The 14,038-nt window shown below is 66.9% G+C and carries 15 protein-coding genes; 9 read left to right on the top strand and 6 right to left on the bottom strand.

The genetic code is table 11. The features are described from left to right. Positions 1-197: 197 nt before the first annotated feature. On the top strand, positions 198-473 hold the full coding sequence (locus C469_RS03835; RefSeq protein WP_008004015.1) for a cytochrome C oxidase subunit IV family protein: 276 nt from the start codon (positions 198-200) through the stop codon (positions 471-473). Positions 474-620: 147 nt separating this feature from the next. Beyond that, positions 621-1,370, top strand: a complete 750-nt coding sequence (locus tag C469_RS03830; RefSeq protein ID WP_008004014.1) for a GNAT family N-acetyltransferase — start codon at positions 621-623, stop codon at positions 1,368-1,370. A gap of 29 nt (positions 1,371-1,399) precedes the next feature. Here C469_RS03830 and C469_RS03825 read toward each other — a convergent pair whose 3' ends face one another. Further along, positions 1,400-2,392 (bottom strand): NAD-dependent epimerase/dehydratase family protein, encoded by a 993-nt coding sequence (locus C469_RS03825; RefSeq protein ID WP_049911001.1) that lies wholly within the window; start codon positions 2,390-2,392, stop codon positions 1,400-1,402. 52 nt (positions 2,393-2,444) lie between these two features. Further along, positions 2,445-2,624 carry a hypothetical protein gene (locus C469_RS03820; RefSeq protein WP_049911000.1) on the bottom strand — a complete coding sequence of 60 codons (180 nt, stop codon included), beginning with the start codon at positions 2,622-2,624 and terminating at the stop codon, positions 2,445-2,447. A 79-nt stretch (positions 2,625-2,703) separates the two neighbouring features. On the opposite strand from C469_RS03820, the gene C469_RS03815 reads away from it, so the two are divergent. Next, entirely contained in the window at positions 2,704-3,219 is a 516-nt protein-coding gene (locus C469_RS03815) for a zinc ribbon domain-containing protein (protein WP_008004010.1), read from the top strand. Between the two features lie 37 nt (positions 3,220-3,256). Here the strand turns inward: C469_RS03815 and C469_RS03810 are convergent, their stop codons facing one another. After that, entirely contained in the window at positions 3,257-5,755 is a 2,499-nt protein-coding gene (locus C469_RS03810; RefSeq protein WP_008004008.1) for a cbb3-type cytochrome c oxidase subunit I, read from the bottom strand. Next, entirely contained in the window at positions 5,752-6,519 is a 768-nt protein-coding gene (gene coxB / locus C469_RS03805; protein ID WP_008004006.1) for a cytochrome c oxidase subunit II, read from the bottom strand. Before coxB ends, C469_RS03810 begins: the two co-directional genes overlap by 4 nt. A gap of 231 nt (positions 6,520-6,750) precedes the next feature. Between coxB and C469_RS03800 the strand changes: the two genes are divergently transcribed. Then, a complete protein-coding gene (locus C469_RS03800) occupies positions 6,751-7,203 on the top strand; it encodes a hypothetical protein (protein ID WP_008004004.1) in 453 nt (150 codons plus the stop codon). Positions 7,204-7,340: 137 nt separating this feature from the next. Here C469_RS03800 and C469_RS03795 read toward each other — a convergent pair whose 3' ends face one another. Then, positions 7,341-7,541, bottom strand: coding sequence for a VNG_1110C family protein (locus C469_RS03795; protein ID WP_008004001.1), 201 nt, complete (start codon positions 7,539-7,541; stop codon positions 7,341-7,343). A 202-nt stretch (positions 7,542-7,743) separates the two neighbouring features. Here C469_RS03795 and C469_RS03790 point away from each other — a divergent pair, with 202 nt between their 5' ends. The 3 genes from C469_RS03790 (at position 7,744) to C469_RS03780 (ending at position 11,874) form a co-directional block, all read left to right on the top strand. After that, a complete protein-coding gene (locus tag C469_RS03790) occupies positions 7,744-8,853 on the top strand; it encodes an OBG GTPase family GTP-binding protein (protein WP_008004000.1) in 1,110 nt (369 codons plus the stop codon). A gap of 264 nt (positions 8,854-9,117) precedes the next feature. Beyond that, entirely contained in the window at positions 9,118-10,113 is a 996-nt protein-coding gene (locus C469_RS03785; protein WP_008003999.1) for a M48 family metallopeptidase, read from the top strand. A gap of 573 nt (positions 10,114-10,686) precedes the next feature. Further along, positions 10,687-11,874, top strand: a complete 1,188-nt coding sequence (locus C469_RS03780) for a redox-regulated ATPase YchF (protein ID WP_008003998.1) — start codon at positions 10,687-10,689, stop codon at positions 11,872-11,874. A gap of 49 nt (positions 11,875-11,923) precedes the next feature. Here the strand turns inward: C469_RS03780 and C469_RS03775 are convergent, their stop codons facing one another. After that, entirely contained in the window at positions 11,924-12,391 is a 468-nt protein-coding gene (locus C469_RS03775; protein WP_008003997.1) for a GNAT family N-acetyltransferase, read from the bottom strand. Positions 12,392-12,477: 86 nt separating this feature from the next. Between C469_RS03775 and C469_RS03770 the strand changes: the two genes are divergently transcribed. Then, positions 12,478-13,308: an amidohydrolase family protein gene (locus C469_RS03770; RefSeq protein WP_008003996.1), complete on the top strand. Its 831-nt coding sequence runs from the start codon at positions 12,478-12,480 to the stop codon at positions 13,306-13,308. Positions 13,309-13,348: 40 nt separating this feature from the next. Next, the gene (locus C469_RS03765) at positions 13,349-13,879 is read left to right on the top strand and encodes a DUF371 domain-containing protein (RefSeq protein WP_008003995.1); all 531 of its coding nucleotides are present in this window, start codon (positions 13,349-13,351) and stop codon (positions 13,877-13,879) included. The last annotated feature ends 159 nt before the right edge of the window (positions 13,880-14,038 follow it).

Genomic DNA, 14,038 nt, shown 5'->3' with positions numbered 1-14,038 from the left:
TGATATCGGCCGGCTGCTGCGACCGACCCGACGTGGGCGCGTCGCGCGGATATGCGTTTCGGGATCCGCGCTCGGCGCGCTCGGTACCGCCGGTATCGGTCGGAGCGAAGCGTCGGTGAGCCGGTCCGTCGCTCGGGGCGAGCGCGTCTCCCGGATGGTTAATTCTTTAAGCGTACGGACGAACTCGAAGGCAAGCAATGTCGGACGACTCGCTCAAACTGTACACGGCGATCTACGTCGCGCTCCTGGTCGCGGCCGCCCTGAACTTCGTCCTCTTCGAGGCCGACTTCCTCAACTTCACGTACGCCCAGGCGCTCGGCGGGACGCTGGTGATCGCGACGGTGAAGACGCTGCTCATCGTCGCCTACTTCCAGCACCTCCGGTGGGAAAACCGGTCGCTCACCTACGTGATGGGGCTCGCGCTCGCGCTCACCATGCTACTGATGGCCGCCGCGACGTACTCCATCTCGTAGACCGCTCGACGACCGCTCGCGGCTTCTCGCGCGCGTTTCCGTGCACGCCTCGTTTCCTCCCTCGGTCCCGTTCCCGTCTCGTTTCCGTCTCAGTCGCCGACGCGTTCCGCCTGTGTGTTTTTTGTAGCCGCGTGTGAATGAGCCGGTATGGATCTCCGACCCGCGACTCTCGACGACATCGACGCGATCCGGACGATCGCGCGCGAATCGCTGATCGCTTCCTACGGTCACGCCGTCGACGAGCCGCTGTTGGCCGAGGCGGTCGACGAGTGGTACGACCCGGAGGAGCTCAGCGCGGACATCGGCGACGACGACACGGTGTTCCCGGTGGCCGTCGTCGACGGGACGGTCGTCGGCTTCGCCGAGAGCTACGTCGTCGGTCGCCGCGAGCGCGTCGGGGAGATCGACTGGCTCCACGTCCACCCGGACCACCGCGAGTCGGGGATCGGCTCCGCACTCTTGGAACGGGTGGAGTCGGAGCTCCGCGCGGCCGACGCCGACCGCATCGAGGCGCGCGTCCTCGTCGACAACGAGGCGGGGACGGCGTTCTACGAGCGCGAGGGGTACGACCTCGACGGCGAGCGCTCGGTCGAGATCGGCGACGAGACGTTCGCCGAGCGCGAGTACCGGAAGCAGGTCGGTCGGCTGACCGGCATCTCGGAGGGCACCTACGAGACGGAGGACGGCGAGACCGTCCACGTCGCCTTCGACGAGAGCGATCGAGGCTCTCACGCCCCGTTTTACATCGCGTACGCTGACGCCGATCTGACGCGGCGCTACGGCTTCCTCTGCGGGAACTGCGAGGGGACGAACGTCGCCATCGACACGATGGACCGGATGGAGTGTCGCGACTGCGGGAATCGGCGCAAGCCGGCTCGGTGGGACGCGGCGTACTGAACGGGCTCCCGTGTTTCCCGGCTACCGGCCTACAGCGTCTCTTTGACGCCGAGCACGCGTTCCTCCGCCTCTCGACCCGGGTCCCACTCGCTCCCGTCGCGGTCGGCGTCCCGGTGCTCGGCGACGGTCCGCGCCACCGCCTCGTCGACGGGCGTCGACTCCCACCCGAGATCGGCGAGCGCGCACGTGTCGAGCAGGTGCGGGTACTCCCGATACAACACGAAGTCGTCCGGTTCGAGGCCGCCGGCCGCCAGCGCGTCGGCGCTCGCCGTGACGATCTCGCAGTCGACGCCGGCCGCGTCGGCGATCGTTTCCAGCGTCTCTTCGAGCGTGAGCGCCCGGCGGTCGCCCACGTTGTACGCCCGTCCCGCCTCGCCGCGCTCGGCGACGATCCGAAGCGCGCTGGCCACGTCCTCGACGTACGCGCGGTGCCAGAGGTTCTGTCCGTCGCCGGGCACGACGACGCGGTCGCGAGAGAGCACTCGGTCGATCCAGTAGTCGAGCCGCTCGGTGTAGTCGTACGGGCCGTAGACGATACAGGGGCGCACCGCCGTCGCGTCGACGCCCTCCTCGGCGGCCGCGAAGACGGCGCGGTCGCCCTCGGCCTTGCGGTTCCCGTAGGTCTCCGACTCGTCGTCGGTCGCCTGTTCGGGCGTGCACGGTCGAAGCGGAGTCTCTCCCTCTCGTTTGGGGATCTCTTCGGCGGCGTAGCTGTCTCCCGAAGAGACGTACACGTACCCGTCCGCGTCGGCGAACACCTCCGTCGCCGTCTCTACGTCGGCCGGCTGATACGCGACGCAGTCGATCACGACGTCGGGCTCGATCGAGAGCTTCGCGGTACGGAGGTCCCGCTCGCTCTTCCGGTCGCCCTCGACGTGCGTCACCCGCTCGTCGTCGGAAAAGGGATTCTCGTGGGTGCCGCGGTTCAACATGCCGACTTCGTAGCCGTTCGCGAGCAGGTCGGAGACCGTATGCCGGCCGATGAACCGGGTGCCGCCGATGACGAGCGCCGTGTCAGTCATACCGGTCATCCGGGGACCGGACTCAAAAGCGTGGCCGAACCGGAACGAACGGTCAGTTCTCCGTCCGCGGCTCGTCGTTTCCCGTTCCGTCCGCCCCGTCGGCGCGCGGCCCGTCCCCGCGCCACCGCCGGTACAGGAGGTACGCGACGCCGAGCCCGACGAACCAGCTCCCGACTCCGGCGATCGCGAACCCGACTCCGATCAGGAACTCTCCGGTCGGCACGCCGAACATACTCCCGCTCGGCGTCTCGGCCACATAAACGCTCCGAGCGAGGGGTAGCTTCTCGGCGGTCGCGCCCGTTGCGCACGCCATGAGCGATCCCGAGACCAGTCGACGACGACCGTGGCTCGCGGCCGTGTTGGCGCTCGTGGTGTCCGGACTCGGTCACGCCTACCTCCGTCGGTGGGCGCGGGCCTTCGGGTGGTACGTCGCGATCACCGCGACGCTCGTGTTCGTCGTCCCCGACGCGGCGGTCGATCAGGTCGTCGCCGGGGACCGCCCACCGATCGCCGAGATCGCCCCGGCGCTCGTCGCCGTCGCCGCCAGCGTCGTCGACGCATACGTCCTCGCCGTCCGGAACAACCGGAAGCACGAGCGACGCTCGGCGGCCGCGAACTCCACGAAAGCGGCATCGCGTCTCCCTGACCGCGAGAGGTCGCGGGGCGTAGGGAGCGCGTCAGAGACCGCCGCGAGCGACGCCGATCTCGGGTCGGCCGAACCGGGTGCGGACTCGGGCGTCGACCCTAGTTCGTGTCCCCACTGCGGCCGTGAGACCGACACGGAGCTGGCGTTCTGTCAGTGGTGCGCCGAGCCGCTCGACGAGTGAGTGCGTCGCGAAAAGAGCCGCCCCGTCCGCCGTTCCCTCAGAAGAGGTAGAACAGCGGGAAGATGAACACCCAGACGATGTCGACGAAGTGCCAGTAGAGGCCGAAGTACTCGATCGGCCGCTCGTCGTCCAGGTAGTGGCCCTGGTACGTCCGGACGAACAGGAAGATGGCGATCAGGAGGCCGATGACCACGTGGATCCCGTGGAGTCCGGTCGTCACGTAGTAGATCGACGCCTGAACGGGGTCGCCGTACGGGTTCTGCGCGAGACGGACCCCGACCTCGAAGATCTCGTGGTGCCACTCCCACATCTTGATCGCGAGGAACGTGAAGCCGAGCGCGATGGTCGCGCCGAGCGAGGCGAGCACTCCCTGCCGGCTCTTCCGGTGGGAATACACCAGCGCGAGGATCACCGTGAACGACGAGGTGATCAGCACGAACGTGTTGATGAGTCCCGGTAGCGACTCCGTCAGCGGCTCCCACGTCATCCAGCCGGCGTTGTACCGGACGAAGATGGCCGCGGAGAGGAACGCGCCGAAGACGATCACGTCCGACGCGAGGAAGAACCACATCCCCAGCTTCACCTTCTCGACGCCCTCGAAGGGCCACCGCTCGGCGAACTCGCTGGGCGGGGCGTAGAAGTCCTGTAACCCCCACTTGACGCCGGTCCAGACCAGCCCGACCAGGCCGACGACGACGAGGATCGGGTAGACGGGGTTCGAGACCGTGAGCGTGGTCGCCGCGAGCGACTCGCCGACAGCGAACGACAGCGACTCGCTGAACCCGGAGAGACCGAGCAGCATGACGCCGAGCGCTAGCGAGAGCGCGAACGGCCAGATGCTCGCGTGGCTCGGGTGTTTGTCCCAGTACGGGTACTTCGAGATGTGCTCCTCGTGCGTGTCACCGCCGTCGGTCGCGGCGTTGCCGTCGCCGTCGGCCTTGACCGCCGGGCCGCCGTCCGGCACGTAGTCTTTCACGAACTCGAGCTTGCCGGACGCGTACGAGGGACGGTTCGGCCAGTTCTCGAGCGGCGGAGGCGACGACACCGCCCACTCCGCGGTCCGCGAGTAGTCCCACGGGTTGTCCCCGGCGGGTTCGCCGGAGACGTAGGACTTCGCGAAGTTGTAGAACATGATGAAGAATGAGAATCCGAGGATAAACGCGCCGATCGTCCCGAACTGGTGGAAGATCTGGAACTCGGGGTTGTACTCGAACACCCGGCGGGGGGTCTCCCAGCCGAGGAACATCGAGAAGTACACCATGTTGAAGCTGATGAAGAAGATGACGAAGTGGATCTTCCCGAGCAGCTCGTCGTACATCTTCCCGGTCACCTTCGGGAACCAGTAGTAGGCCCCGCCGAACAGCGCGGTCGCGCCGCCGAACATCACGTAGTGGAAGTGCGCGACCACCCAGTAGGTGCCGCGGAACTCGTAGTCGAGTACGATCGCGCCGAGGAACACCCCGGTGATGCCGCCGAGGATGAACAGCAGCAGCGCCCCGAACGCGAAGAGGAACGGGGTCGTGAACTGGATGCGACCCTTCATCAGCGTGTAGATCAGCGAGAACACCAGTAGGTCGAAGGGCAGCGAGATGCCGATGGTGGTCGCCATCATCAGCGTCTTGATCTCCAGGTTGATCGTCGTCAGGAACATGTGGTGCATCCACACGAGGAACGACTGCACGGAGATCAGGCAGATGGAGATGATCACCCACTTCCGACCGACGAGGCGCCGCCCGGAGAACGTCTGGAACAGCTCCAACATCACGCCGAGCGCCGGGAAGAAGACGATGTACACCTCCGGATGGCCGAAGAACCAGAAGAGGTGGCCCCACAGCAGGGAGCCGCCCTCAGTGGCCGAGAAGTAGACGCTCCCGAGCACGCGGTCGGACGCGAGGATCAGTCCCACGGCGAGCAGCGCCGCGAACGCGAACAGCATCATCCACACCGTCGCGAGGATGGACCAGGTGAACATCGGCATGTCCATGATACCCATCCCTTCTGCCCGTGAGTGGTGGATGGACGTGAGGAAGTTCACCGTCGACGCCGTGATGCCGACGACGAACATGAACAGCGCGAGCACCGCCCCGGTCGACCCGATGCTCGGCGTGTACATCGGGATGTTGAGCGGGGCGTACATCGTCCACCCGGCGTCGAGGGTCCCGCCCTGGAAGAAGCTGATTCCGAGCAGGATCCCCGAGAAGAGGTACATCCAGTAGGACAGCGCGTTCAGGCGGGGGAACGCGAGGTCGTCGGCGCCGATCTGCAGCGGCACGAAGTAGTTCGCGAAGCCGAATCCGAACGGCGAGAGGAACCAGAACACCATGATGAGCCCGTGCGCGGTGACGGCCTCGTTGTACGCCAGTCCGGAGAGGATCTGACTCGTCGGGTCCCACAGCTGCATGCGGATCAGCAGGGCGAGCACCCCGCCGAACAGCAGGAAGAACAGCGCGGTGATCGTGTATAAGATTCCGATGTCCTTGTGGTTCGTGGTGACGAACCAGCGCTTGACGGAGGTCGTCGGCGGAAGTTCGCTCATGCGCTCACACCCCCGTACGCAGCGCCGTTAACGCTTGCGGCGCCCTCGACGTTCGACTCGTTACCGGTTCCTTCGTACCACGACTCCCACTCGTCCTCGGGGATGACGGTGATCTGCCCCTCCATCGCGGAGTGGCCGGGGCCGCAGAGCTCGAAGCACTCGACCGTGTACGTCGCCTCGCCGCCCTGCGCTTGGACCTCTTCGGAACTCACGGAGAACCAGTTGGTGTTGTTGTCTCCGGGGATGGCGTCGGATTTTATCCGCAACTCCGACGAGCCGAAGTTGTGCCACACGTCCCGTGAAGTCACCGAGATGTCGATCCGCGTGTCGGCGGGAACGATCAGCTCACCGGTCTCGGAGTGGCCGTTCGGGTACTCGTAGTCCCAGCCGTACTGGTACCCCTCGACCAGTATCTCGATGTTGTCCTCGTCGGAGTCCGGTCCCTCCTCAACGTAGAGGAGGATCCCGTACGCGTACACGACGAGACTGATGACGACGATCGCGCTCAACCCGAACGACAGGAAGAGCTTCTTTGCTTTCGGACCGCCCTGTCCCGTCGGGAGCTCGCCGACCTCCGGCGCGTCGAAGTCCTCCTTCGGCTCGCTGCCGTCGTCGCGGTACTTGTACACGTTCCACAGCGTGTACGCGACAACGATCGTGCCGACGAGGGTGCCTAACGCGAGGAAGACGAAGAAGATCTCGTCAAAGACCTCCGCCTGCGCGCGCCAGTCGCTCCCCTGTTGCAGGATAAGTGAGTCTATCATGTTCGTCTCTTTGCTCTTGTACCTTCCTTAGCGAAGGCGCACTTATCTCTTGTGTAGCCGAGCGAGACGCGTCCCCCGGTGGCGGCCCGAATAGCGGCGTATCTCCGAGGCCGGATCCGCGGACGCGGTGGCTCACGGCGGGGTGACGTAGCGGAGCGACGCGGCGTCGCTCGCCGGAACATACGAAGGCTATTTGTACGCGGGAACGGACCAGCTAACAACGAACTCACCATGGTCTCACTCACGCTCTTGAGTACGGCACTGATGGGGCTGCTCGTCGTGGCCACCTTCGTCGCCGTCGCGCAGATCGGCGCGAAACGCACGGCTCCCGGTGCCGGATCGGTCAGCAGGTACGACGCGATAACCGGCACGCTCGGCGACGTCGCTCGGACGCCGGTGGTCTGGGCCGTCGCCTTCGTCGCCATCGCGGTCGGCATCGGCGCGGTCGCACTCCTCGCGGTCGGCGACTTCGGGGTGTCTGAGGGGCTCTCCGGGAGCCTCCTCACCGTCGCGTACGCCGCTGTCGGACTCCTGTTGACCGGCTTCGTCTTCCTCGGCGCCTACTTCGCCGTCCGCGGCCGCGGCCTCGGTAACGCCCACGGCGTCGCGGCCGGGTCGTTCGCGTCGGGACTCGTGTTCCTCGTGCTCATCGTGACCGAGCTGCTCGTCGGCGTCATCGGGTAGCTCGACCGAAGGGGCGGCCGAACGGCGTTCCGCTCCGCTCTCTGCTCACCGAATTCGACATCAATCGCCGGTTCCGACCCCTCACGACGGTTTCTGAGACGGCTCCGCCCTCTCCCTTTCGCCTCGTTTCGTCCCGATCAGGCGACCGCGACGCCGTTCCGGGCGAGGAAGTTGCTCGCGGCCTTGATCTCGACGGGGCTCCCGATGATGCGGTAGTGGTCGTCGTCCTCAACCACCGTCACGGTGAACCGCTCGCAGACGCCGTCTCGCAGCCCGTCGAGCGCACGGCGGGGGAGGACGATCTGCGTGCTGTCACGGAGGCTCGACGGATCGGGCATTCGACGTGTCGTCCGTCGCGGCAAGCCGGTATAATCGTGTCGAAAGATTGCCGGATCGGGGCCGGCGCCGCCGTCCGCGTCGGCGACGTGACACCGCGCTTCGAGCGTCGGAGCGGCCGCCGGCGACCGGCTCCGAGACGGACGACTCGGCCGCGAGGTGGAAGGAACACCTTTAACGAGCCGAGCGGCCGACTGTACGCTAATGGGACTGGAGGACGAGATAGCGGACCTCCGCGAGGAGATCGCCAACACGCCCTACAACAAGGCCACCGAGGCCCACATCGGGCGGTTGAAGGCGAAGCTCGCGGAGAAGAAGGAGAAACTGGAGAACCAGTCCTCGGCCGGCGGCGGCCACGGGTACGCCGTCGAGAAACACGGAGACGCCACGGTCGCCTTGGTCGGGTTCCCGAGCGTCGGCAAGTCCACCCTCATCAACGCACTCACCAACGCCGACAGCGAGGTCGGCTCCTACGAGTTCACCACGCTCGACGTCAACCCCGGCATGCTGCAGTACCGTGGCGCGAACATCCAGATCCTCGACGTGCCGGGGCTGATCGAGGGCGCCGCGGGCGGCCGCGGCGGCGGGAAGGAGGTACTCTCCGTCGTCCGGACCGCGGACCTGGTCGTGTTCATGCTCTCAGTGTTCGAGATCGAGCAGTACGACCGGCTCCGCGAGGAGCTGTACAACACCAACATCCGGCTCGACACGGAGCCGCCGAACATCAACATCCGGAAGACCCACAAAGACGGGATCGGGGTGACGATGAGCGACGACGTGAGCCTCGCCGAGGACACCGTCAAGCAGGTGCTCCGCGAGTACGGCTACGTCAACGCGAAGGTGACGATCCCCCACGACCTCACGATCGACGAGCTGGTCGACGCCGTGATGGACAACCGGGAGTACCTCCCCTCGATGGTCTCCGTCAACAAGGCGGACCTCATCGACAAGAGCTACCTCCCGACGGTGAAAGAGGAGCTCCGCGAGCGCGACCTTGACCCGGACGACGTGCTCTTCATCTCTGCCGAGAAGGAGCTCGGACTCGACGGGCTGAAAGACCGGCTCTGGAAGGAACTCGGGCTCATCCGGATCTACATGGACAAGCCGGGGCGCGGCGTCGACTACGAGGAGCCGCTGATCTTGTTCGAGGGCGACACCGTCGGCGACGCCTGCGCGAAGATCGGCGGCGAGTTCGACGAGCGGTTCAAGTTCGCGCGGGTGTCGGGCCAGAGCGCGAAACACGACGACCAGCAGGTCGGCAAGGGCCACGAGCTGGCCGACGAGGACGTGCTCCGGATCGTCGCTCGGAAGTAGGCGCTTGGACCCGTGTGGGCGAGCGATCGCTTGCGACGCTCTCGCCGCTTGTTTATAAATAGCTGATGGGAAATCGGCGAGGAACACCGCAAAGCCCCGGCCGGTCGATACAACGGGTGGGAAGCGACTCGGGAACCGGGGAATTCGGACGCCTACGTAGCGGCCGTGTCGGTCCCGGACGAAGTGACGCAATAGAAGATATACTCGATCCGAGTTCGGCGGGGTCGACTAAACTCTTTAATAAACTCATCCGTACGTATTTCCATGGAATGGTCCCCGAACAGGTGGTTGCAGTTGTGGATCGTGCTTTCGCTGTCGGTGTTAGTCCTGACGACGCTCGCGGCTGCGCTTGCCGGCGGAATCGTCGTGTTCTTCGTCGCGCTCACTCTGTGGACCTTCGCCGGCAGCGGAGCCGACCTCTTCACCGAGGGCATACGTACTGTATTGGTCGTCTCCGCATCAGGCATTATTCTGAGCGTCCTGTTGTGGGGTGAGCGTAACGCACCCGACCACGCGATCGCGATCACCGGTGCTCAGCGAGTGTCGGAGGGGGAGTATCCAGAGCTGCTTTCGACGGTTCGCAACATCGCACACCAGGTGGCCGTCCCGGTCCCCGCGGTCTACGTGGCACCGACCGAGACGCCGATCTCGCTGACCACGGGTTTCACCGCCCGTACGTCTCGGTTAGTCGTCAGCGAGGGGCTGCTGGACGCGCTTGAGGTATCGGAGCTACGCGCGGTCGTCGCGCATGAAGTTGCTCACGTCAAGAATCACGACGCGGCGGTCATGACTTCCGCAACCCAGCCGGTAGCCGCCGCCGAACGCGTCACAGAGCTACTTAGCGGTCCGACGTCCGGAATCGAACACGGCGTCGTCAGCCGTGCGGATTATACCGACGCCGTCCTCTCCGTCGGTCTCACGCTCGTCTTTCCGCTCTGGATACTCTCTCGGTTACTGTCGTCCTCTTTCGCCCGTACCCGTGAGTTCGCCGCCGACCGCGGGGCGGTTGCGATCACCGGTGAGCCAGCGCCCCTCGCGTCGGCGCTCAAGACGATCGACAGCTCGCTCAACGAGCGCGCGACCACCGATTTCCGACGAACATCGATAGCGGCCTTCGCAATAGTTGAGCCGGATGCGGGTGATCCGGCAGGGAATCCCGGACCGGTTACGAGATTCAAACGTCGACTGTTTTCGACACATCCACCCACGAGGGCACGAATAGAACGGCTCGAAGCGGATTCCGAGAATCGCTTCCACTGAGTTCGCACATTCTCGAAAAGCGGTGTGCCGAATACTGGTTGAATTAACCGCGGTACGTCGAAATATCCCACTTATAAAGGCATTCAGCAAAGCCGAATAGCTGACAGCAAATCGGCGGTGAACGCCTCCGAGGCCCCAGACGTTCACTTATAAATGGCGACCAGTAGACCGGCTGTGAACACCGCCAAAGCCCCAGTCGCGAGGACTCGATGGGCTCGCTGCGGTCCTCAGTCGGTCGCTAGCGCTCCCTCCCTGCGGTCCTAGCGTCGCCCGTCTTCGTCCTTCCGGGAGACTTCGTCTCCCGTCTTCCCGCTCGCGTTGCTCGCGGGAATCGCGACTGCCCCTTTGAGTCCCACCCCGCACCGCTCCGCACAGCACCTCATACCTCCCCAGCCTCGTCGCTCGCCTCCGGCGAGCGACTCCCTCGCGCGTGCTGACTCGCGCCCTGCGGGCGCTCGCAGGCACGCGCCACTGCGACAGTCTCGGTTGCTCTTCCGCTCTCTCCATTTGGCTCGCGCACGCGTCACCGCGTCCGACCGAAAGGCGCTTTTCGCGGGGCCGCGACGCACCACCATGATCACGGTCGCGCTGGCGGGCAAGCCGAACGCCGGCAAGTCCACCTTCTACACCGCCGCCACGATGGCCGACGTCGACGTGGCGAACTACCCGTTCACGACGATCGACGCCAACCGCGGCGTGACACACGTCCGCACCGAGTGCCCCTGTCTGGCTCGCGACGAGCGCTGCGGCAACGAGAACTGCCGCGACGGGAAGCGGTACGTCCCCGTCGAGCTCCTCGACGTGGCCGGGCTGGTACCGGGTGCGCACGAGGGAAAGGGGCTCGGCAACCAGTTCCTCGACGAGCTGACGAACGCGGACGTGGTGTTGAACGTCGTCGACGCCTCGGGCGCGACGAACGCGGAGGGCGAGCCGGTCGAGGTGGGCGCGCACGACCCCCTCGACGACGTGGACTTCGTCGAGGAGGAGATGGACCTGTGGCTCGCGGGGATCGTCGACCGCAACTGGGAGGGCGTCGAGCGGCAGTCCCGCTCGCCCGACTTCGACCTGGAGGCGGCGGTCACCGACCTGTTGACCGGGTTCGGCGCGACCGAACACGACGTGACGGCGGTCCTCCGCGAGCTGGAGTACCCCGACGATCCGAAAGTGTGGACCGACGCGGACCGCGAGGCGCTCGCGCGGGCGGTCCGGCGCCGGACCAAGCCCATCGTCGTCGTCGCCAACAAGGTCGACGCCGCGCCCGAGGGGGCGGTCGACCGGCTCCGTGAGGGGACCGACAAGCCGGTGATTCCGGCCACCGCTGACGGGGAGCTCGCCCTGCGCCGCGCGGCGGAGGCCGGCGTCGTCGGCTACGATCCGGGCGACGAGGGATTCGACGTGGTCGGCGACGTCTCGGAGGGCCAGCGGGAGGGGTTGGAGGCGATCCGCGGCGCGATGGACGAGCACGGCGGAACCGGGGTCCAGACCGCGCTGAACGCGGCGGTGTACGACCTCCTCGACCGGATCACCGTCTACCCGGTACAGGACGCCTCGAAGTGGACGGACGGGACCGGGAACGTCCTCCCGGACGCGTTCCTCCTCCCGTCGGGGGCGACCCCGCCGGACCTGGCGTACGCGGTCCACACGGACATCGGGGAGGGGTACCTCCACGCCGTCGACGCGCGCTCCTCGCGCCGGATCGGCGAGGCCCACGAGCTGAGCGAGGGCGACGTGGTGAAGATCGTCTCCACCGCGGGGCCGTGAGCGGCGCGGGGCGGGGAGGCCGTCGCCGATGGCGTTCCTGACCCCCGACTCACTCCAGCGGCCGCGCGTACGTCACCTGCTTGGGTTCAAACCCCGCGTCCCGGTAGAACCGGCGCGCGCCGTCGTTGCCCCACTCGCACGAGACGGTGAGGTAGTCGCGGCCCTCGTCGCGAGCCAGCTCCACCACCCGTTCTATGACCGCCGTGCCGTACCCTCGATTCCGGCGCTCCCTGTCGATTTCGAGGTTCACGATCTTGAGGTACCGACCCCGCTGTCGGGAGGGTCGGTCGCCCGTTTCGAGGGTGACGAACCCGACGGTCTCGCCGCCGTCGACTATGAGGTAGTCGGTCACCGACGGATCGTCCAGGTGCGCGCGGAAGCCGTCGTTCGGGACCGTCGCCGCGTCCGCGTAGACAATCTTGTTCAGTTCCGAGTACGATTCCATCGACGTCGCGAGGTCGTACCACCGCTCGACGAGGGCGTCCAGGTCGGCTTCGATCGCTTCGACGAGTTCCATGTCGGCCAACCGCGGCGCCCGTCCTTCAACATTCGTCCGGTGTGAGACCGACAGGCACATGCGGATCCCCCGTGACGGGCCGGTAGATGCTCGGGCTCGAACACGACTTCCGGATCGTCGACACCCGCGCGACGCTCGACCCCGACGAGTCGTCGGTCGCGACTCACGGGCGGGACATCTCCCCCGAGCGGCTGGAGCGCGAGATGCTGCAGGCCGGCGTCGTCCGCGCGGTCGCGAGCCCGGGGCGGCGCGCCGCCGGACGGAGCTACCTCCGCGCGAACAACGCGGTCGCGCGCCTCTCCATCGACCGCCCGTTCGTCGCGTTCGCCCGGATCAACGGCCCCCGAGACCCGGGCCGCGGCCCCCTCTCCGCGGTGCGGAACCTCCGCGCCGAGCGCGACGACCACCACGCCCGCCCCGACGACGTCGAGCAGTACTCCTACGACGATCGGTTCCACGGGTTCACCCTCGTCCCGCACGCCGACGGGCTCCCGAACGAGGACGTGCTCACCCGGCTGGAGTCGGCCGACCTCCCCGTGATCGTCCACGCCGGCAGGGAGTTCCCGCCCAAGGCGGTCGAGCGCGAACTGCTCGACTACGACATGCCGATCGTGCTCGCCAGCTTCGGCGGTTACCCCCTCGACGCCGACCTGATGAACGAGACGCTCGACCTGCTGGACGAGTACGACCGCCTGTACGTCGAGACGAGCGCCGTGCGGTACCGCGAGGTGCTCGAACGCGGCGTCCTCGAACACCCGGACCGCGTCCTCTTCGGCTCCGGCGCGCCCGACGTGCACCCGAACGTCGGCGTGATGGAGGTCCTCACCCTCGACGTCTCCGAGGACCTGATGCGGCGCGTGCTCGCGAAGAACCCCGCCCGGCTGATCCCCGCGCTCGCCGAGGGCGCCGACGTGTGAACCGACGGCGATTTGTCGCGCCGCCTCGGAGCGGGCTGGCATGAGCGACGCCGAGAGCGCCGATTCGAACGACGCCGAGTCCGAAGACGACACCGACACCGACGACGCCCTCGTCGAGGTCGTCCGCGCCGTCGGCCACGAGCACGTCACCGCCGAGCACGCGAGCACCGTCGAACTCACGACCGACGACTGGCTCACCCCCGCCGGCGACTGCATCGTCGGCGTCGAGGCCGACCGCGCGCCGCGCGACTTCTCGGCCGAATTCCGCGAGGCGTGCCAAGGCGCGGCCGCGGCGATCACGGCGACGTTCGCGGTCGGCGAGCCGGACGCCGACACGGTCGACCTCGCGGATCCCGCCCACGTCGACGAGATCGTCGGCCGGGGCGACCCCGACCTCACTCTCCTCGACGACCGGTCGATGGTCGGGCGGACCAGCGGCTACACCGACGACGAGCGGACGATCTTCGTCGACGGCGACGGCGCCGCCGCCGACCTCGACCGCGACCTCGTCGACGCGCTCGCCGCGGGCGCGCCGATGGCGCTGCGGCTGGAAGTCGAGCCCGCGGAGTGAGGTGAGCGCTTCGGCCAGTTATAAACGAACGGGAACGGCGGGGCCGGCGGCGACCCAACACGACCACGCCCGCGATCGGCTCGTGCCCGCGAGGTCGCCGGTTGCAAGCGAGAGCTTCGCTCTCGCCCTGCCGCGAGCCTTCGCGGCTGGGGCTTTGGG

The organism is Halorubrum lipolyticum DSM 21995 (assembly GCF_000337375.1).
Classification (GTDB): domain Archaea; phylum Halobacteriota; class Halobacteria; order Halobacteriales; family Haloferacaceae; genus Halorubrum; species Halorubrum lipolyticum.
This window is presented reverse-complemented; position numbering and strand designations above follow the sequence as displayed.

Coding starts and splice junctions, on each gene's coding strand:
- C469_RS03835 (WP_008004015.1), top strand. CDS start 198: ATGTCGGACGACTCGCTCAAACTGTACACGGCGATCTACGTCGCGCTC.
- C469_RS03830 (WP_008004014.1), top strand. CDS start 621: ATGGATCTCCGACCCGCGACTCTCGACGACATCGACGCGATCCGGACG.
- C469_RS03825 (WP_049911001.1), bottom strand. CDS start 2,392: ATGACTGACACGGCGCTCGTCATCGGCGGCACCCGGTTCATCGGCCGG.
- C469_RS03820 (WP_049911000.1), bottom strand. CDS start 2,624: ATGTTCGGCGTGCCGACCGGAGAGTTCCTGATCGGAGTCGGGTTCGCG.
- C469_RS03815 (WP_008004010.1), top strand. CDS start 2,704: ATGAGCGATCCCGAGACCAGTCGACGACGACCGTGGCTCGCGGCCGTG.
- C469_RS03810 (WP_008004008.1), bottom strand. CDS start 5,755: ATGAGCGAACTTCCGCCGACGACCTCCGTCAAGCGCTGGTTCGTCACC.
- coxB (WP_008004006.1), bottom strand. CDS start 6,519: ATGATAGACTCACTTATCCTGCAACAGGGGAGCGACTGGCGCGCGCAG.
- C469_RS03800 (WP_008004004.1), top strand. CDS start 6,751: ATGGTCTCACTCACGCTCTTGAGTACGGCACTGATGGGGCTGCTCGTC.
- C469_RS03795 (WP_008004001.1), bottom strand. CDS start 7,541: ATGCCCGATCCGTCGAGCCTCCGTGACAGCACGCAGATCGTCCTCCCC.
- C469_RS03790 (WP_008004000.1), top strand. CDS start 7,744: ATGGGACTGGAGGACGAGATAGCGGACCTCCGCGAGGAGATCGCCAAC.
- C469_RS03785 (WP_008003999.1), top strand. CDS start 9,118: ATGGAATGGTCCCCGAACAGGTGGTTGCAGTTGTGGATCGTGCTTTCG.
- C469_RS03780 (WP_008003998.1), top strand. CDS start 10,687: ATGATCACGGTCGCGCTGGCGGGCAAGCCGAACGCCGGCAAGTCCACC.
- C469_RS03775 (WP_008003997.1), bottom strand. CDS start 12,391: ATGGAACTCGTCGAAGCGATCGAAGCCGACCTGGACGCCCTCGTCGAG.
- C469_RS03770 (WP_008003996.1), top strand. CDS start 12,478: ATGCTCGGGCTCGAACACGACTTCCGGATCGTCGACACCCGCGCGACG.
- C469_RS03765 (WP_008003995.1), top strand. CDS start 13,349: ATGAGCGACGCCGAGAGCGCCGATTCGAACGACGCCGAGTCCGAAGAC.